The 17407-nt window shown below is 58.9% G+C and carries 17 protein-coding genes, 3 tRNA genes, 1 other RNA gene and 1 pseudogene; 15 read left to right on the top strand and 7 right to left on the bottom strand.

All coding sequences use genetic code 11. The features are described from left to right. Positions 1-35: 35 nt before the first annotated feature. The 4 genes from KT71_RS10605 to KT71_RS10590 all read left to right on the top strand — a co-directional run bounded on the left by KT71_RS10605 (position 36) and on the right by KT71_RS10590 (position 920). Positions 36-112 (top strand) — tRNA-Pro (locus tag KT71_RS10605). 116 nt (positions 113-228) lie between these two features. Further along, positions 229-304 (top strand) — tRNA-His (locus KT71_RS10600). A gap of 158 nt (positions 305-462) precedes the next feature. Further along, positions 463-539: transfer RNA gene (locus KT71_RS10595), tRNA-Arg, on the top strand. Positions 540-662: 123 nt separating this feature from the next. Further along, on the top strand, positions 663-920 hold the full coding sequence (locus KT71_RS10590; RefSeq protein ID WP_008295408.1) for a hypothetical protein: 258 nt from the start codon (positions 663-665) through the stop codon (positions 918-920). Between the two features lie 500 nt (positions 921-1420). Here KT71_RS10590 and KT71_RS10580 read toward each other — a convergent pair whose 3' ends face one another. From KT71_RS10580 to KT71_RS10560, 5 genes are all read right to left on the bottom strand, one after another. Continuing rightward, positions 1421-2143 carry a hypothetical protein gene (locus KT71_RS10580; RefSeq protein ID WP_008295065.1) on the bottom strand — a complete coding sequence of 241 codons (723 nt, stop codon included), beginning with the start codon at positions 2141-2143 and terminating at the stop codon, positions 1421-1423. A gap of 298 nt (positions 2144-2441) precedes the next feature. Further along, positions 2442-3164: a fumarylacetoacetate hydrolase family protein gene (locus KT71_RS10575; RefSeq protein ID WP_008295410.1), complete on the bottom strand. Its 723-nt coding sequence runs from the start codon at positions 3162-3164 to the stop codon at positions 2442-2444. Between the two features lie 4 nt (positions 3165-3168). Continuing rightward, positions 3169-3783, bottom strand: coding sequence for a TetR/AcrR family transcriptional regulator (locus KT71_RS10570; protein ID WP_008295411.1), 615 nt, complete (start codon positions 3781-3783; stop codon positions 3169-3171). Then, on the bottom strand, positions 3780-6938 hold the full coding sequence (locus KT71_RS10565) for an efflux RND transporter permease subunit (RefSeq protein ID WP_008295412.1): 3159 nt from the start codon (positions 6936-6938) through the stop codon (positions 3780-3782). Before KT71_RS10565 ends, KT71_RS10570 begins: the two co-directional genes overlap by 4 nt. 2 nt (positions 6939-6940) lie before the next feature. Continuing rightward, complete coding sequence (locus KT71_RS10560; RefSeq protein WP_008295413.1) at positions 6941-8098, bottom strand: efflux RND transporter periplasmic adaptor subunit; 1158 nt, start codon at positions 8096-8098, stop codon at positions 6941-6943. 235 nt (positions 8099-8333) lie between these two features. Between KT71_RS10560 and ffs the strand changes: the two genes are divergently transcribed. The 9 genes and pseudogenes from ffs (at position 8334) to KT71_RS10520 (ending at position 15097) form a co-directional block, all read left to right on the top strand. Next, an RNA gene (ffs, locus tag KT71_RS20090) (signal recognition particle sRNA small type) lies at positions 8334-8430 on the top strand. 89 nt (positions 8431-8519) lie between these two features. Then, positions 8520-10198: pseudogene (gene dnaX / locus KT71_RS10555) on the top strand (DNA polymerase III subunit gamma/tau). Positions 10199-10240: 42 nt separating this feature from the next. After that, the gene (locus KT71_RS10550) at positions 10241-10564 is read left to right on the top strand and encodes a YbaB/EbfC family nucleoid-associated protein (RefSeq protein ID WP_008295415.1); all 324 of its coding nucleotides are present in this window, start codon (positions 10241-10243) and stop codon (positions 10562-10564) included. Further along, positions 10564-11172 (top strand): recombination mediator RecR, encoded by a 609-nt coding sequence (gene recR / locus KT71_RS10545; RefSeq protein ID WP_008295416.1) that lies wholly within the window; start codon positions 10564-10566, stop codon positions 11170-11172. Before KT71_RS10550 ends, recR begins: the two co-directional genes overlap by 1 nt. Beyond that, positions 11169-12281 (top strand): ribonuclease D, encoded by a 1113-nt coding sequence (rnd, locus tag KT71_RS10540; RefSeq protein WP_008295417.1) that lies wholly within the window; start codon positions 11169-11171, stop codon positions 12279-12281. The genes recR and rnd overlap by 4 nt, the downstream gene beginning before the upstream one ends. Before the next feature lie 2 nt (positions 12282-12283). After that, the gene (locus KT71_RS10535; protein WP_008295418.1) at positions 12284-12586 is read left to right on the top strand and encodes a YcgL domain-containing protein; all 303 of its coding nucleotides are present in this window, start codon (positions 12284-12286) and stop codon (positions 12584-12586) included. Beyond that, positions 12576-12950, top strand: coding sequence for a hypothetical protein (locus tag KT71_RS10530; protein WP_008295419.1), 375 nt, complete (start codon positions 12576-12578; stop codon positions 12948-12950). Before KT71_RS10535 ends, KT71_RS10530 begins: the two co-directional genes overlap by 11 nt. Before the next feature lie 102 nt (positions 12951-13052). Beyond that, positions 13053-13898 carry an AAA family ATPase gene (locus tag KT71_RS10525; RefSeq protein ID WP_008295420.1) on the top strand — a complete coding sequence of 282 codons (846 nt, stop codon included), beginning with the start codon at positions 13053-13055 and terminating at the stop codon, positions 13896-13898. 23 nt (positions 13899-13921) lie between these two features. Then, positions 13922-15097, top strand: coding sequence for a vWA domain-containing protein (locus KT71_RS10520; protein ID WP_008295421.1), 1176 nt, complete (start codon positions 13922-13924; stop codon positions 15095-15097). Between the two features lie 59 nt (positions 15098-15156). Here KT71_RS10520 and KT71_RS10515 read toward each other — a convergent pair whose 3' ends face one another. Further along, positions 15157-15930: a TrmH family RNA methyltransferase gene (locus KT71_RS10515; RefSeq protein WP_008295422.1), complete on the bottom strand. Its 774-nt coding sequence runs from the start codon at positions 15928-15930 to the stop codon at positions 15157-15159. 28 nt (positions 15931-15958) lie between these two features. On the opposite strand from KT71_RS10515, the gene KT71_RS10510 reads away from it, so the two are divergent. Then, positions 15959-16243: a glutaredoxin family protein gene (locus tag KT71_RS10510; RefSeq protein ID WP_040362300.1), complete on the top strand. Its 285-nt coding sequence runs from the start codon at positions 15959-15961 to the stop codon at positions 16241-16243. A gap of 2 nt (positions 16244-16245) precedes the next feature. On the opposite strand, the gene KT71_RS10505 is transcribed toward KT71_RS10510, so the two are convergent. Continuing rightward, positions 16246-16677 carry a universal stress protein gene (locus KT71_RS10505; protein ID WP_008295424.1) on the bottom strand — a complete coding sequence of 144 codons (432 nt, stop codon included), beginning with the start codon at positions 16675-16677 and terminating at the stop codon, positions 16246-16248. A gap of 181 nt (positions 16678-16858) precedes the next feature. On the opposite strand from KT71_RS10505, the gene KT71_RS10500 reads away from it, so the two are divergent. Then, the gene (locus KT71_RS10500; protein WP_008295425.1) at positions 16859-17317 is read left to right on the top strand and encodes a hypothetical protein; all 459 of its coding nucleotides are present in this window, start codon (positions 16859-16861) and stop codon (positions 17315-17317) included. Positions 17318-17407 lie beyond the last annotated feature (90 nt).

Below are 17407 nucleotides of genomic sequence, written 5' to 3'. Positions count from 1 at the left end.
TCAGTGAGTTGGGGGTAAGGTTTTAAAAGTTTCATCGGGGTATAGCGCAGTCTGGTAGCGCGCCTGCTTTGGGAGCAGGATGTCGGGAGTTCGAATCTCTCTACCCCGACCACTTTTAGCTGGACCTTTTCATCCCTTCAAAGAGCATCACTAAACCGGCATTCCATGAGCACTGCTCAGAATGATTGCCCCAAAGGTTTGTTGGTGGTGCCTCGCAACCGTTTAGTGGTGGCCGTAGCTCACCGGGTAGAGCACCGGATTGTGACTCCGGAGGTAGCGGGTTCAAGACCCGTCGGCCACCCCATTTTTCACTCTGCTTCTATTTTTAAGTTCTGACAGTCAACTTCTGACGGTCGTTCGACGTGGATGCGCGTTGCATCGCATGTCGGCGCTTCTATGGTTCCATCGACGTCCCGCAACACCTACAATTACCCGTCAGCTCGATCACGACAATCTTCTCACGCGCTCATAGCTCAGCTGGATAGAGCATCGGCCTTCTAAGCCGACGGTCCGGGGTTCGAATCCTCGTGGGCGCGCCAAAATTAAAGTCTCTCGAGGTAAGCGGTTGCTAACAATTACTAGCTGGGGTGCGCATGGGGTGCGGCGGCGTGCACGTTTTGGATTGGGAGCTCACTGCGCGTGTAACTTAAGTGGAGAGATCGATGTTAAGAATTAGCTCGCTTTTGCTCTTTTTGGCGCTGGCCTTTTCTCCTGCAGTTAAAGTCCTTTCTCAATCGCAATCAGCCATAGAAGAATGCAAAGCCCTGAAGGAGCGCATCGAGGACTACGATGACCTTCGAAAGGAGGGTGGCAGCGCTTCGCAGATGGATCGATGGAGGCGAGCGCGTAACGAGCTTGAAGCCGAGTTCCACGACAAAAATTGCCACAAAATTAGCACGAGGTTGCTCCGCACCAATTAACACGATTTAGTGCTTTCGTAGGTCGGTTCTAGTCGCTTCCGTTAGTCAGCTAAACTTCATCGATGGACGAACGCGAACAACTAAGAGCCGCCCAGGGTCGTCTTGATGAGATGATGGTGGAGGCTCGCAAGACGCAGCAGCTACTTGAGGATGAACGGGCTGCGATACGCCGCGCAAGACGACTTCAGAGGGTTTGGTGGCTCGCTATCTTGTTACTAGGTATTGCGATTGGCTTTGCTGTCGCTGAGCTATTTATTGACCCAGTTACTATCCTAGTACCCACCACTGGGATCGACGTTTAGAGCCCCAATCACGCGCCGCTGCGTTGTGGTAGTAGATCATTGGCAGGGATTGTGGGGAACGTCAGAAACGACCGCTTTCGCCTATTTTCAGTCGTTGGGAGAGTGTTGAGCCAACCACTGATTTCGAGCCATAACGCTCGCTATTTGAGCCGGTTCTGAGCGTTAGTTATCGGGATAGCAGCCGTACCCCTTGGTGTATCACTCAGGTTCTATTGAGCGCGAGTATTGCTCCGCAGCCATGATGACTTCCGCTGCGCGCTCTAACGTGACTGTCTGCCAATCTAGAAGCAGTTCGACGCCGCGTAGACAATTCAACGCCCCAAGATACAACTCCAATGATTCAACTTGACTAGATAGCTGCGACTTAAACAGCGAGCCCTCGGCGAATCCGCCGTTTCTTGCAGCGTTAGTTACATCGTGGAGGGGTGCGCCATGTAAAAACAAATAGTCCAGAATTACCGGCGTCGCTATATCCAGCCTGTCCGCTTGAATCCCCCAATCGCGCAACGCGCGTTTCAGTGCCTGAGACTGGATGATGTTTATCTTGCCCGTGCTCAGTAGTTCTCTGTAAGCAGGAGTGCTTATGGCGGGCGACAACAGGCTTATCCCCAAGGAGCGCTCCGCGACAGTTAGAGCCTCCTGTTCACTAACACCGCCGCTTACTTCGTTGATAAGTTCCTGGAGAATCTCCTTGTCTTTCTTGTAGGTCAGCAAGTTCTGGTTTAGCTTTCCTTCAAGCTCCTTGAATTCGGCCAACAGCCTTGAAACGAGAACGCTCTCCTCTTGCTGCGTGAGCCTTGAAGAATTCCAATTTGCGACCTGAATACCGATGTAAACGCCGATCACGACAATACAGAAGTCGATACCGACGGCAAACCAGTTTTGATTGCGCACATGCTCTGTAACGCGTCGTAGCAACATTGGGCGGCTCCACATTTGACAGCTTCGAGCATACAGAAGTCTTCGTAAAATCGCTGCACCTGAACGATAGCGACGGCCCAACCTAGGCTGCGCGGCCGTCCGCTTTGAGGTGGAAGTCGCCTCTGAGAAAAGCCCCATTCCGCGTTTCCGCGCGGCATACCAGCTTTCCCACTGCAGGGCGGGAGGCGAACATCCTGCCGAGGGGCTTGCACTTAATCTGCAGCAGTAAAGCTAAAATTCTTTGGGACTAAAAACCGCCTTTAGGCGCGGTTTTCAATGTAGCGACCGTCATCCCTTGCTAGGCATGAGCCCGTGCCGCAGACACCCTGTGTCTCAGGGGATCGAGTCCAGCAACCGTGGCGTCTACCTCGTCGCCCGGTAGCAAGGGCCCGACGCCTGCGGGAGTTCCCGAAAATATGAGATCCCCCGGTTGAAGGAGAAACAGCGTGGATAGCGCGCTGATGATCTCCGGCGTGCTCCAGATCATGTCGCGCAAATCACCTCTTTGACGCAGATCGCCATTCACACGGAGCGAAATCTTACCTTCATCAATGTGTCCGCAATGGGTCGCCGGTGTGATCCGTGACACCGGAGCAGAATGGTCAAAGCCCTTGGCCGTATCCCAGGGGCGACCCGCTTTTTTGGCCTCTCCCTGAAGATCGCGACGCGTAAGATCGTTGCCCACGGCGTAGCCAAAAACATAATCGAGGGCATCCTCCGGGGTGATATCACTACCGCGCCTACCAATGGCAATCACCAGTTCCACCTCGTGATGCAGGTCGGCGGTGGCGCCGGGGTAGGGAACATCGACACCTCCGACAACAATGGCATCGGCGGGTTTGGTAAAAAAGAAGGGGGGCTCTCTCTGGGGGTCGGCCCCCATTTCCCGGGCATGCTCAGCGTAATTGCGTCCGACGCAGAAAATACGTCGCACGGGAAAAGCGTCCTCACTCCCGATAACGGGAATAGCAACGGTCTCGGGTGGAGGAAAAACGAAGGATCTCTTGTCAGAAGCACTCATCGCGTCATTCCGCCTGTTTGAGACCGGCCATAAATGTCCGGGTGCTGCTATCCAGCATTTCGGGTATGTCCGCGTCGGGGTGAAAGTGGGGAAGCTTGCCGCTCATGGAGATAGCGCTCATACCGTGCACCATCGACCAGAGTTTGACCGCAAGGTCGAGAACGTCAACGTTCCTCAGGCCCTGCTCGCCAACATAAGCTTCCACGGAGTCGACGAGCATGTAAAAACCTGATGCTTTTTGATCAAAACTGTCGGCGTCCATGGCGCGGGCGCCGATATCACCCCACATAAGGTCATAAAAAGCGGCCTTTTCAATGACGTACTGGATGTACGCCTGACCGATGGCGATGATGGTTTCGATACTGCCTTGTCGCGTGCTGGCGATGGCTTCCCGCACGCGTTCACCCAGTCCGAAAAAAGCGAGCTGACTGACGGCTTCGAGAAGGGCGTCGCGATCGCGAAAATGCCGGTAGGGCGCAGCGGTACTTACCCCTGCCTGGCGCGCCGCGTCCGCCATGGCAAAGTTCAGGGATCCGCTGTCCTCAATGAGCTGGGAGGCGGCAAGGATAAGCGTATTTCGCAAATCACCGTGATGATAGCTTTTGGCCGCTGCTGTCATGCTGCGTTGCCCATAAGGCGGTTTCCGTCGTCGTCCTTGACCAGTGTCGGGTGCTGCTCTGCCTGAAGTCGGCGGTGCCTGCGTCGGTAACAGAGCATGAACATGGGGGGAATATAAAAGAATGACACGACGGTGGATAGGAGCACGCCCCCGGCAATGGCCATGGCGAAGGGCGGCCAGAACTGACTGCCTTCAAGGATCAGCGGTAGAAAACCGCCAAAGGTCGTGATGGTGGTGGACACGATGTGACGGCTGGAGTCCATCACCACGTCGCGCACCGCAGCGGGCTCCCCGCGGGAGGCCCGGGTGTCTAACTGTAGCGCTGTGAGAATGATGATCGCCGCATTGATCGAGACGCCGATGGAGCCGATCACCCCGATGAGCGCCTGCACGCCGAAGGGATAGCGGAAGATCGCGAGGGACAACAGGCTTAACCCCATAGACAACACAAACACTGAAAACGCCACGGCCGAGAGGCGCCAGGAGTTAAAGGTCAGCACGATAGTTGCCAGCAATGCGGCGACGATGAGCCCCATGGGAGCGATGATGTTCTGCACGACGCTGGCCCGGGCATCGGAGTTGCCACCAAACTGATAGCGATAACCGAAAGGCAGGGCGACGGGGTCCTCGGCGAGAATCGCCTGGAGGTCTTTTAATGCCCCCTCGGCGAGCACTCCCCGCGTCACATAGCCTTGCACCGTGTTGATGCGCTCGCCGTCCCTGCGGGTAATGGGGCTGTTGGACGGTTCCAGACTGAATTGTCCGAGGGTGCTCAGGCTAATACTTTGCATAGTTCTGCTGTCCCCGTCCGAGGCGGGGAGAGGTAGACGGATACTCGCGATCTCTTCCGGGTCCGACCAGGCATTTTCGTTGAGGCGGGCGCGCACGGGCAGGCGCTGCGTCCCCTCGAGAATTTCGCCACCGATGCGTCCTCGCAGCGCTGCATCGAGGGTGTCCGCAACGGTCGCCAGATCCAGGCCCGCCATGCGAACCCGCTGCTCATCAAGCTTGAATACCAGCTTGGGCGCCCCCGCTATCAACCCCGTGGTGCTATGAGTGATATCCGGCACTCGCTCCATGCGCAAGCGGAATTCTTCTCCCAGGTGCCGGAGGGTTTCGAGGTCCGGACCGAAGAGATCGACTTCCAGAGGCGCTGACACCGGCGGTCCCTGTTCGATGCCTAGAACCAGAATACGTGCCTGGGGATACTCTGCATCCAGCTCCGTCTGGAGCCTGCGGATGAGATCGTCCGTGCGATTCTCGTCGGTGGTGAGCACCATCGCCTGGGCGTAGCTGGGAATGCCTTCTTTATTACGCACCAGGTTGTAGTAAAACTGCGGGGCACTTTCGCCGACGGTCCAATCCACGCGACGGATGAGCGGTTCGTCACGCAATCGTTCATCGAGTTCCTGCACCAGGGCATAGGTATCGGTGATAGAGCGTCCCGGCGGCAAGGTTACCTTCAAAGACAGCTGATCGCGATCGGTGCCCGGGAAAAACTGCGCTGTCAGCGTGGGAAAAGCCAGAAACCCTGCAACCGGCAGCGCCAGTGCCAGCGCCACGGACCCCGCGGGATGGCGAATCGACCAATCCAGGGCGCGGGACAGGGAGCGACCCATCGCGCCGCTTGCAACACCGGTCTCCCACCAGTGAGATCCCTTGTTGAGCCCGCCGGGAAGAAGGCGGGCTGCGAGCACCGGTGTGATCACCAGGGCCAGCACCAGCGATGAACCGAGCATTATCACCACCGCTTTGGCGATGGAGCCCAGAAAATCACCTGCCGGTCCCGGCAGAATCACCATGGGTACGAAGGCCAGTATGGTCGTGGCTGTGGATGACAGCAGAGGGATGCGCATGCGGTGGACGGACTCACCGATAGCGTCCAGTGGGGCTTCATTATCGAGAAGGCGTTTGCGCACCTCATCGGTCATCACAATGGAGCCGTCCACCAGTAGACCCAGGGCCACGACGAGGCCGGTCACGGACATCTGGTGAATGGGGAGTCCTATCTGGTTCATGATGACCAGGGACACCAGGGTGCAAAGAGGCAGGATCACCGCCACAACCGTGGCAGCGCGCAAGCCGAGGGTAAACAGCAGCACCAGCAGCACCAGCAAGACACCGATGGCGAGGTTGGTCAGAACATCTTGAAGACGGGCCTCGGTGTAGGTGGCCTGGTTGTAGCTGGTGGTGATATCGATGCCGGCCGGCGCCTGGGCACGATACTCGTCAAGGAAGCCTTCGAACTGCTGGCTCCACTTATCGACCTGTTGCCCTTCGTTCATGGCAACGCCTAAGAGGATGCCGCGCCGTCCATCGGTGTGCGCCAGCGCCTGGGGCGGCGTCTGCTGCGCGCGGTAGACCCTTGCGATGTCGCCCACGCTGACGGAATTCCCCGCGGCGTCGGTTCTGATAATCACGTTGGCGACACGTTCGGCGGAATCAAACTCGCCGTCGATTTCTATGAGCAGATCGTTGACGTCGCCGCTGGCACGTCCGGAAGCTCTCCGGGGGTCTGCACCCTGAAGAGCCCGGGTCAGTTCACCGATACTGATACCCCGGGCCAGGAGGGACTGCTCGTTCACATCGACGCGAATTTCTTCGCTGGCCTCCCCATAAATATCGACAAATTGCGTGCCGAGGAAGTTGCGGGCGCGCTCGGCAAGATCCTCGGCGCTGCGACTGAGCAGGGGCAGGGATAAGTCATAGCCCGGGGCGGAGGTGAGGGCAATGATGCGAACATAGGCGGTGGTGCGATCGTTATCGAAGACGGGCGAGGCTACGCCCGCGGGGAACTGGCGACTGGCGTCGTCGATGGCGTCGCGGACTTCCGACCAGGCGCGCTCAATGGCGCTGGCTTCCAGGGTCTCGTAAAGCTCGATAACAATGGAGGATACGCCGGTGGAGGAGGTGGATTTGACCTCGTCGACCTCGGCAATGGCGCGAAGCTCGCGCTCCAGGGGCTTACTCACCAGCGCCTCAATTCTTGCTGGTTCAGCACCGGGAAAAAACGTCGTAACGGTTGCGACAAAGTTGGTGATGGTGGGGTCTTCCTGGCGGCCCAGGGAGCGCATGCTGGCAGCGCCCACCATAAGAATCACGATCACCGTGAGCCATAAATAGCGGCTGTGGGAATAGAGCAGTTTCGCCAGCATGACTAGGACTCCTGGTGCGCGACAGCGTTTTCCAATCCCGGGGCTTCCAGGGGAGCGACCGCGGTGCCCGGGGCGATGCGATGCACGCCGTCAGCGATTAGCCGGTCACCGTCTCTCACGGAACCGCGGACAAAAGCGCGGTCTCCGCTGACGTGTAGCACCTCGACCACCTCGCGCAGGGCGACGGTGTTTCCGTCGCGCTCACGGAGTGCCAACACGGTCCAAATACCCCGTTCTCCTTCGATGAGGGCAGAGAGAGGCAGCCATCCGCCGGTTTCCGGTTCCGTGCGGGGGACGCTCACGGACACGGGCTCACCGTCGAAAGCGTCGACGTCGCCGGGCAAGGAAAAAATCGCAACGGTGGTCATGCTCACGGGGTTAACGTCGGAGCGCACAGCGACGAGGGGGGCGCTCAGGGAGCGGTCTCGCCATTGGAGGGGGTAATTTTTACCGACGGTGAGATAACGGGCCTGTTCTACCGCCACGCCGATATGGGCTTCCCGGTTCTCAAGAGAGGTCAGGGTAAACACCGGTGCACCGGGCTGCGTGACAGCGCCACGATCCAGAAGTTGGCGGCCTATCCGCGCGGCATAGGGCGCGCGGAGTACGGACTTCTCGAGATCGATTTCAAGAGAATCCAGCCTCGCTTGGGCCGCAGCGAGGGCCGACTCCACCGCTTTTTCGGCGAGTCGTGTGTCATCAAAAAGCTGTGCGGAGATCGCGCCGCTCTCCGCCAGAGGGGCCTGGCGTACCCTACGCGCGCTTGCCAACTCTAACTCCGCACTCGCCTGATCCACCGCTGAGGCCGCCGCCCGCCGCCGCGCCTCAAGGGTCTGCGTATCCAGCTTTGCGAGGGCCGCACCTGCCTCTACTGCCTGACCCTCGCGTACGAACACCTCGGCTATCGCGCCGGGAACCTCGAAGCCCACCTGGCTTCGGCTTGCGGCCTGGACGAGACCCAGAAACTTCTGTTCCCGCTGGAAGTCCTGCTGCTCAATGAATGCCGTCTGTTCAACGGGCATGGGCGCACGGAGGGAAGCGCTCTGCTCGGCAGATACTCTGGCGTGCAGCGCCGCAGTCACGACGCCGGTGATGCCAACAGCAATGGCGAGGGCTAAAGCACTGCCTTTCCAACGGGTTTTGTAAGGCTTACCAGTCATAGGATGGGTCCTGAGGGAATTCAATGTTACGCAGCATAACATTTATGTTAAAGGTATTAACATCTACGCGCTCAGATCACCTATTGGATGAGACGAGTCAGATCTTTGTTGGCCCTCGCTATCACGATCCTGGTCATTTAATGGACAAAATCGACGCTTAGCTTTGCGCCTTGCTACGGGGAGGGCTTTTGGCGACAATGCGCGTCCCCGGAAGTCAGGGGTATTAGGGTGGCCCGGGCGGTCCCCTCGCAATGTCAGGCAGTGAACCCCGCCAGGCCCGGAAGGGAGCAACGGTAATTGCTGGTACATGTGCCGGGGTGTGGCTGTCCGGGCCGCTTCCATTACGGCTTGGGATGCGCCCTGAATCACCAGAGTCAGAGCTGACGTACCGGCAAACGGCACGTCCACTAACGGAAACGACATGTCCTATCAGGTGCTGGCGCGCAAATGGCGCCCGGCCACATTCGATGCCCTGGTGGGCCAGGAGCATGTGCTGCAGGCCCTGCGTCATGCGCTGGACAGCAATCGCCTGCACCACGCCTATCTGTTCACCGGTACCCGCGGTGTCGGCAAGACAACCATCGCCCGTATTCTTGCGCGCAGTCTGAACTGCGAAAAAGGCGTGAGCGCGGCCCCCTGTGGTGAATGCAGCAGCTGCGTCGAGATCAGCGAGGGCCGCAGTGTTGACCTTATAGAAGTGGACGCCGCTTCGCGAACCAAGGTCGAGGACACCCGCGAACTTCTGGACAATGTTCAATACGCACCGACCCGTTCCCGTTTTAAGGTCTACCTCATTGACGAGGTGCATATGCTGTCAGGGCACTCCTTCAACGCCCTGTTAAAGACGCTGGAGGAGCCGCCGGAGCACGTAAAGTTTCTCCTTGCCACCACGGATCCTCAAAAGCTGCCTGCAACTGTACTGTCCCGCTGCCTGCAATTTAATCTGAAAAATATGTCTGCTCAGCGGGTAGTGGAACATCTTCGCGATGTCCTGACCCAGGAGCAGGTGGCGTTTGATGACGCTGCGCTCTGGCAACTGGGGCGCGCTGCGGCGGGCAGCATGCGTGATGCCCTGAGTCTCACGGATCAGGCCATCGCCTTTGGTGATGGCAGTCTCCGGGATGCAGAAGTCGCCAGCATGCTGGGCACCGTGGATCGACGCCATGTCTATGATCTTCTTGACGCACTGCTCGCTGATGATGCGCCGGCGCTCATCGCCGCCTGCGCGCAGATGGACGAGCAGGGGGTGGATTTCACTTCTGCCGTGGACGAACTCACCAGTGTGTTCCATCGGTGCTCCATCGCTGCGCCCTGGCACAGGCGGTGCCCGGTGCTATCGACCCGGAGTTTGGAGATGCGGAGCGGGTGGCGGATCTTGGGCAACGCATGACCGCCGAGGACGTTCAGCTGTTCTACGAGCTGGCCCAGAGTGCGCGACCTCAGGTAACGCAGGCCAGCGATCCCCGCGCCGCCTTTGAAATGCTGAGTCTTCGTCTCCTGGCCTTTCGTCCTGTGACTGTTCTCGATCCCCATCTGTCCGCGGACGATCTCATCGATGCTTCTCCGTCGGCCCCGGAGGCCGACAACGGCGTAAAAAAGCCTGAGCCGCCTCCGGCGGCAGCGGTCAGTCAGCCGACAAAGCCCCAGGCCCCGCCCGCAGCCGACACCTCCGTCGTTGAAGCGCCCGGTCCTTCGTCGCTGGAAGGGCAGGCACCCTGGTACGAAACTCTGGCAGCACTGCAGCTCAGTGGCAGCGCCCTCAATATCGCGTCTCACTGCGTCGTCGAAAGCGTGGTGGAGGGTCCCGAGGGTGCGTCGTGGCAGTTGCGATTGGATGAGAGTCGCGCCAACCTGTTCAATGAACGACACATCGCGATGGTTGCCAAGGCTTTATCGGACTGGCGCCAGGCACCCTGCGAGGTCTCGATTACACCGGGTCCCGTGCGGGAGGAGACCCCCGCTATGCGACGCTTACGCCTGGAGGCAGAGCGCCAGGAAGTCGCGGTGGCAGAGATAAACGACGACCCGCGAATCAAAAGTCTGGTTCAGGAGTTTGATGCGACGGTTCTTCGCGATTCCGTAACCGTTGATCAGCCCTGACAGCGACTTAATGTTGACATCAGTTTCAGGAGAGTAAGCGATATGAAGGGCGGTATAGGCGACATCATGCAGCAGGCGCAGAAGATGCAGGCTGATATGCAAAAGGCTCAGGAGGCTATGGCGGAGCTCGAAGTTGTCGGTGAGTCCGGGGCAGGTTTGGTCTCAGTCACGATGACCGGTAAGCACGATGTTCGTCGCGTCGCCATAGACCCGAGTGTGCTCAATGAAGAGAAATCGGTTCTGGAGGATCTTCTGGCCGCGGCAGTGAACGATGCGGTGCGTCGCGTGGAGCAGAGCAACCGGAAAGCCATGCAGGAGTTGACGGGGGGTATGTCCCTGCCCGCCGGTTTCAAGTTTCCTTTCTGATGCATCGTTTCAGCCCCGCCATGGACGCCCTCATCGAGGCCCTGCGCTGCCTTCCCGGTGTCGGTCCGAAGTCCGCTCAGCGCATGGCTCTGCATCTTCTCGAACGCAACCGGGAGGGAGCCGCTACCCTGAGTCGCTCCCTCGCCGATGCCGTGGAGCGCGTCGGACGCTGTCAGCAGTGTCGTAATCTGGCGGAAGCCGTCCTCTGTGGGATCTGTGCCGACACGCGTCGCGATGCGTCCCTGTTATGCATTGTGGAGACGCCCGGTGACATTCTGGCGATCGAGCAGGCCGGTGGTTACCGGGGACGTTACTTTGTACTTATGGGGCATCTGTCACCTATCGACGGTATCGGTCCCGAAGAGATCGGCCTTCCTCTTTTGGAGGCCCTGGCGCGCGATGGCGAGGTACAGGAAGTGATTTTAGCGACCAATCCCACGGTAGAAGGCGAGGCCACGGCGTACTACATCACGCGCATGCTTGAACCCCTCATCCCCCGCATGTCGCGGATCGCCCACGGCGTCCCCCTGGGAGGGGAACTGGAGTACGTGGATGGCTCCACCCTGGCACATGCGTTCTCGGGTCGTCAGCCGGTGCCCGGCTCATGAATTGGACCCTCGTAGAAAATGACGACAGTCTGAGGGGCGCCCTGGCCTCCCTGGCGGGGGCTGACGAGATCGCCGTGGACACGGAATTCATGCGCCGCAACAGCTATTACCCGCACATAGCATTGCTGCAATTGTGCACCGACGACCATGCCTGGCTCATCGACCCGCTGACGATCAGCAATCTCGATGGTCTGCGCGCCCTGTTGACGGACAGCGCGTGTATCAAGGTGCTTCACTCCTGCAGCGAAGACCTGGAGGTGTTTCGCCACTGGCTGGGTGTGCTTCCTTCGCCCCTGGTGGACACCCAACGCGCCACGGCACTGCTCGGCAAGGGCTTTGGATTGGGCTATCGGGCGCTGGTGAAGGAGCTACTGGGTGTGGAGCTGGACAAGGGCGAAACCCGTTCTGACTGGCTCAAGCGTCCCCTGAGCGAGTCCCAGTGCCATTACGCCGCCCTGGACGTATTGGAGTTGGTGCCCGCCTGGAGGATTCTCCGGGAGTTGGCCGAGGAGCAGGGCCGTATGCAGTGGGTTCTGGACGAGGGAGAAGAGGCAATTCGTCTCCTTAAGGATCGTGACGGCCAGATTTATCGCCGCGTGAAGTCTGCCTCGCGGCTTTCCCGTCGCCAACTCGAGGCCCTTCGGCGGCTCTGCGAGTGGCGGGAAGATCTTGCCCGCGCCGTGGACAAGCCCCGGGGATGGATCGTTGAAGACAAGGCGTTTCTTGCCATCGCCATGGCGATTCCAGAAGATCATGATGCCCTGGCGGAGCTGGATGTGCTGCCTGCGTCGGTACTTCGCAAGCAAGGTGACAGTCTCCTTGCCTGCGTGGAACAAGCGCTGCAGCTATCGGAAGAAGCCCTTCCTCCTGCCCTGCCGGGCCCCCTGACTCCTCCCCAGCGGAATCTGCTAAAAGCCTTGCGCACGGAAGCCAAGAGCATCGCGGCGGGGCTGAACGTCGCCCCCGAGATCCTGATTTCCACGGCAGATCTGGAGCTCATCATCCGAGAGGCGTCGGGAGAGGCCATCACCGAGCCCGAGCGCTGGCAGGGCTGGCGGGCAGAGGCGGTGATACAGCCCCTGCGCGCATCTCTTCCCGGGGCATCCTGACAATGAAACTGTTGTGCGAAGTGTTTCGTAGCCCCCGCAAAGAGGGTATGTATCTGTTTGTGAAACGCGAAGAGGGACTGGAGCGCGTGCCCGAGGCCCTTCTGTCGATGTTCGGCGATCCGGAGTCCGCACTGGTTTTCGCTCTGGAGCCCTCGCGTAAGCTCGCGCTGGCCGATACGGTCACGGTACTGGCAGCGCTGGAGTCCGAGGGGTATTACGTGCAAATGCCACCGGGGAAGAGGGAGTCTGCGTCGGAGCCGCGGGAGCAGAGCCTCACGACAAAGGGAGAAACCGATGCTCACTGAAAGCGCTTATCTCACGGCACTCATTCTGTATGTCCTGTCTGCCAGCATTGCGGTTGTGCTCATGAATATCTGGTTGTTGCGCAAGCGCTCCCTGGCCCTGAAAATTCTGATTTCCCTGCCCACCCTGGCGCTTCTACTGACTCCCGCGCTCATTCAGCCCGAGGCCGACACCTTCGCTCCGGCGTTAATCGTACTGGCATTTCAGTGGCTCAGCCTTGGCAAGGAGGCGGCGGAACACGCGCTTCGGCCCTTGGTGTTATTTACAGCGGTGAGCCTTGGACTGGGCCTTGTCGCCGCTCTTGGGGTGATGTTTTTTCGCCGCGGCTCTTCCAGCGAAGAAGAGGACACTCCGGCGGAGGTCTAACTTGCCCGCCCTTGGCAGTGTTGGGTACCCTTGCGCCCCTTACATTTTTGATCTGTGCCCGTCAGAGCGCAGATCCCCGTTTCTTTACAGTGGAGCCCGTCGATGAAGTTTGAAGGTACTGAGCGTTACGTAGCGACAGAAGATCTAAGCATGGCTGTTAATGCGGCGGTCGCGCTTCAGCGCCCCCTCCTGATCAAGGGGGAGCCGGGCACGGGTAAAACCATGCTGGCGGAGGAGGTCGCCAGTGGCCTGGGTATGCCCCTGATCCAGTGGCACATCAAGTCCACGACCAAAGCGCAGCAGGGTCTTTATGAATACGATGCGGTATCCCGTCTGCGGGATTCCCAGCTCGGGGACGACAAGGTCCACGACGTTCGAAACTACATCAAGAAAGGCAAGCTCTGGGAAGCCTTTACCGCCGAGGAGCAGGTGGTGTTACTCATTGATGAGGTAGACAAGGCCGATATCGAGTTCCCCAACGACCTTCTGGTAGAGCTTGATCGTATGGAGTTCTTTGTTTACGAGACCGGGGAAACCATCAAAGCAACGCGGCGTCCCATCATCATTATTACCAGCAACAACGAGAAGGAACTCCCCGATGCGTTTTTGCGCCGCTGTTTCTTCCACTTCATCAACTTCCCCGACAAAAGCACCATGCAGCGCATCGTGGACGTGCACTATCCCGATATCACGCAGACGCTTGTACAGGAAGCCCTCGAGGTGTTCTTTGATCTGCGCTCCGTGCCGGGGCTCAAGAAAAAGCCCTCCACGTCAGAGCTCATCGACTGGCTGAAACTCCTCATGGCGGATGATATTCCCGATGAGATTCTCCGCGAGCGGGACCAGTCCAAGGCAATTCCGCCCCTCTACGGTGCGCTCCTGAAAAACGAGCAGGACGTGCATCTTCTCGAGCGCCTTGCGTTTATGCACCGACGAGAGACGCGATAAGCGGCTGATCCGGAGGATTTAGCGTGCTACTTAACTTTTTCAGCGCCCTGCGCGATGTAGGGATACCCGTCACTACCCGCGAGCTTCTTGATCTCTACGAGGGACTTAGCAAGCACGTGGCTTTTGGCAGTGCCGATGAGTTTTACTTTTTCAGTCGCACCTGTCTGGTGAAAGATGAAAAGTACTTCGATCGCTTCGATAAGGCCTTTGGCGCGCATTTCGAGGAGCTCCAGGACCTTGATGATGTGATCGAGGCGATGATTCCCGATGACTGGCTGCGCAGCGAGTTTGTGAAGCAGCTGTCCGAGGAAGAGAAAGAAAAAATCGAATCCCTGGGTGGTCTCGAAAAGCTCATCGAAGAGTTCAAAAAACGCCTGGAAGAGCAGAAGAAGCGCCACGAAGGGGGAAACAAGTGGGTCGGTACGGGCGGCACCTCACCCTTCGGGCAGGAGGGTTACCATCCGGAGGGTATTCGCGTGGGCCCCAACGGTGGCAACGGCAAAGCGGTAAAGGTCTGGGATCGTCGGGATTTCAAGAACCTTGACGACAGTGTCGAGCTGGGTACGCGGAATATCAAAATGGCCCTGCGTCGCCTGCGCAAGTTTGCTCGCAACGGCGCGGCGGACGAACTCGATCTCGACGACACCATCCGTTCCACCGCGCGCAATGCCGGACTTCTGGATATTCGCATGGTGCCCGAGCGTCACAACGCGGTAAAAGTGCTGCTGTTCTTTGATGTGGGCGGATCCATGGATCCTCACGTGCGGGTCTGCGAGGAGCTTTTTTCGGCGACGCGTACAGAGTTCAAGCACATGGAGAGTTTCTATTTCCACAACTTCTTCTATGAGAGTGTCTGGAAGAATAACGTGCGTCGCCATGCCGAGCGCACCAACATGCTGGACATACTCCACAAGTATGCCCACGACTACAAAGTGATCATCATCGGTGACGCTTCCATGTCGCCCTACGAGATTATGCAGCCCGGGGGTTCCGTTGAGCACTGGAACGAGGAGAGCGGCGAGGTGTGGCTGCGCCGCATGCTGGAAACCTATGACAAAGCGGTGTGGATCAACCCCGTGCCCCAGGAAGAGTGGGAGTTCACGCAGTCAATTTCCATCACGCATCAGCTCATGGAAGGGCGTATGCATCCCCTGACGCTCAAGGGGCTCGAAGACGCGATGAGTTATCTTTCCCGCTGATCGTTGATTTTGGCTTCGGGCTTGCTCTTTGCGGGGGGCGTTGGTGGTAGCGCTGAGGCTTATTCAACCGTCGCGGCGATGTAAGCCACGAGGGCGCCGCTCACTGCCACATTGAGGGATTCCACGCCGTTTCTCATGGGTATGCTCAGGTTTTCGCCCGGCAGGCCTCTGAGAGCCTCCGAGATGCCGTCTGATTCACCCCCCAGGACAAATAGCGCCCGCTGCGCAAAATCCTGACCATCGAACAGGCTGCGCCTGCCGTCAGCCTGGAGGCGATACAGCGTAAAACCGGCGTCACTCAGCTGCCGGGCGCCGTCCATCACCGTTTGACAGCGCAGCAGGGGGGCGCGAAACACGGTTCCCGCGCTGGCCTTGATCACCAGAGGCCCGAGGGCCGGGTTGCCCCGGTCCGCGTAGATAAGCCCCTGAATGCCCGCGGCGGCGGCGCTGCGGATCACCATGCCCATGTTCTGCGGGTTGGTTACGCCATCCAGAGCCAGGATTCGCTGGGGCGCGTCGCTCATATCACGAAGATAGGCATCCAGCTCACCCATGGCCGCGCAGTACACGTCGAGGGCAACGCCCTGGTCCTGCCGGCCGTTACGGGAGATGCGGGCAAGCTCTTCCCGACTGTGTTCACGGCAATCGAGACCTCGCTCTTGCGCCGCCCGTTGAATGTCCCTGATGATGCCGCCACCGCGATTGCTGTTTGCCATGTGCAGAATCCGGCAGTCCATATCCTCGTCCTGCAAGGCCTCCAGGACGGCTTTACGTCCATAAATGGTGAGGAATCGGCGGCGCTCCTGTCGATCCGGTTTGCCCTGTTGGCTCATGCTAAGCTCGCTTGACGATAAAGGCGGAATGATGGACGAAACCACCCTGATTCTCTACAGCACCGAGGGCTGCCACCTCTGTGAGGATGCCGAAGCGCTCTTAGCGGCTGCGCAGGCGCAACACGCCTCCCTGCGATGGAGCGTGGTGGATATCGCTAATGACGATACGCTATTCGAGCGCTACGGCTGGTTGATACCTGTGTTGCGTGCTGAAACGAGTGCCGAGGCCGAGAACAGCGGTGGGGAATTACGCTGGCCTTTTGACGGGCCAGCGCTGGACAGATTCCTGTGTGATTCGGGAGTGCTGCCCTGAATCTAACCCACACGCACCGCGAGCACGTCGCAGGTGGCGCCATGTAAAACGCCATTGGCGGTGGAGCCCATGAGCAGCGCAAGCCCGTAGCGGCCATGGCTGCCCACCACAATCAGACCGGCATCCATCTCCTCGGCGAGGGTATGGATTTCCACCTCCGGGCGTCCCAGCACAACGTGGCGACGCTCTTTGGCTACGCCGTGCTTCGTCGCAAACTTTTCCAACTGCTGCTCCGCCTGCTGATAAATCTCGTCCTGAATACCCGAGAAGTCCATGGGTATGTCGCCGCCGTAGGCAAAGCTCAGGGGCTCAATAACGTGGATAATGTGAAGCTCTGCGTCGTTGTTGCGCGCGATTGCCAGGGCGCGCTCTGCAACGGTGTCGGAGTCCTCACTGAGGTCCACGGCCATGAGAATCTTGCTGTAGTTCGACATTGGCTCTCTCCCCACTTGCTGTTGTGATTATGCTGCCGTTTGTTGACGGCTTGAGTTTTACTGCCGCGGGTAGGTTGCCAGCTGACACTACTGCTAGCATGCCGCCCCGGACACCTTCATTTATAACATAGTGATTTATGTCGAAAACATCGACTGAATCAATGAAACGCGGGAGATTGACTTGGTCTACGCCATTATTGCGCTCATTGTACTCGTTGCGCTGGCGCCGCTCTGGCACTTTATGCCCACCAAGCGTCAGAAACATCAGGCCAGGCTTCGCGAGACGGCCGCGCTGGCGGGACTCTTTGTGGAGTTCAGGGATCTCCCTCTGGGTCCCGAGCGCAGCGCGCGTCTTCCCGCCAGTGAGCGCCAGGTGCTGTACTACGGATTGAGGCTCCCGGCATCGCGGAAAAAGCCACGAATACGCCAGGCCTGGTACCGGGATAACGCGCAATGGCGCAGTCCCGCCGGCCGCGCTGATCCACCGGGTTTTAGCGAGGAGCTCCCCGCGTCCGTGCTTGCCATCGCGGTGTCAGAGGAGAGCTGCGGCATCTTTTGGCAGGAGCGCGGCGACGAGGATACGGTGCGTGAAATTGCTGCTCTGCTGGAGGATTGGAAGGGCAACCTCCTGTCGTCTTGAAAGGCGGCTCCCTTGACCGGGCCTCAAGGTCTCTATATATATGCGCCCCTTCGTCCGTTTCCGTGACCCCTTTTTGTGGTGTTTTTTGTT

Source organism: Congregibacter litoralis KT71 (assembly GCF_000153125.2).
GTDB classification, from domain to species: domain Bacteria; phylum Pseudomonadota; class Gammaproteobacteria; order Pseudomonadales; family Halieaceae; genus Congregibacter; species Congregibacter litoralis.
The sequence above is the reverse complement of the archived record's forward strand: the minus strand, read 5'-3'. Positions and strand labels throughout refer to the sequence as shown.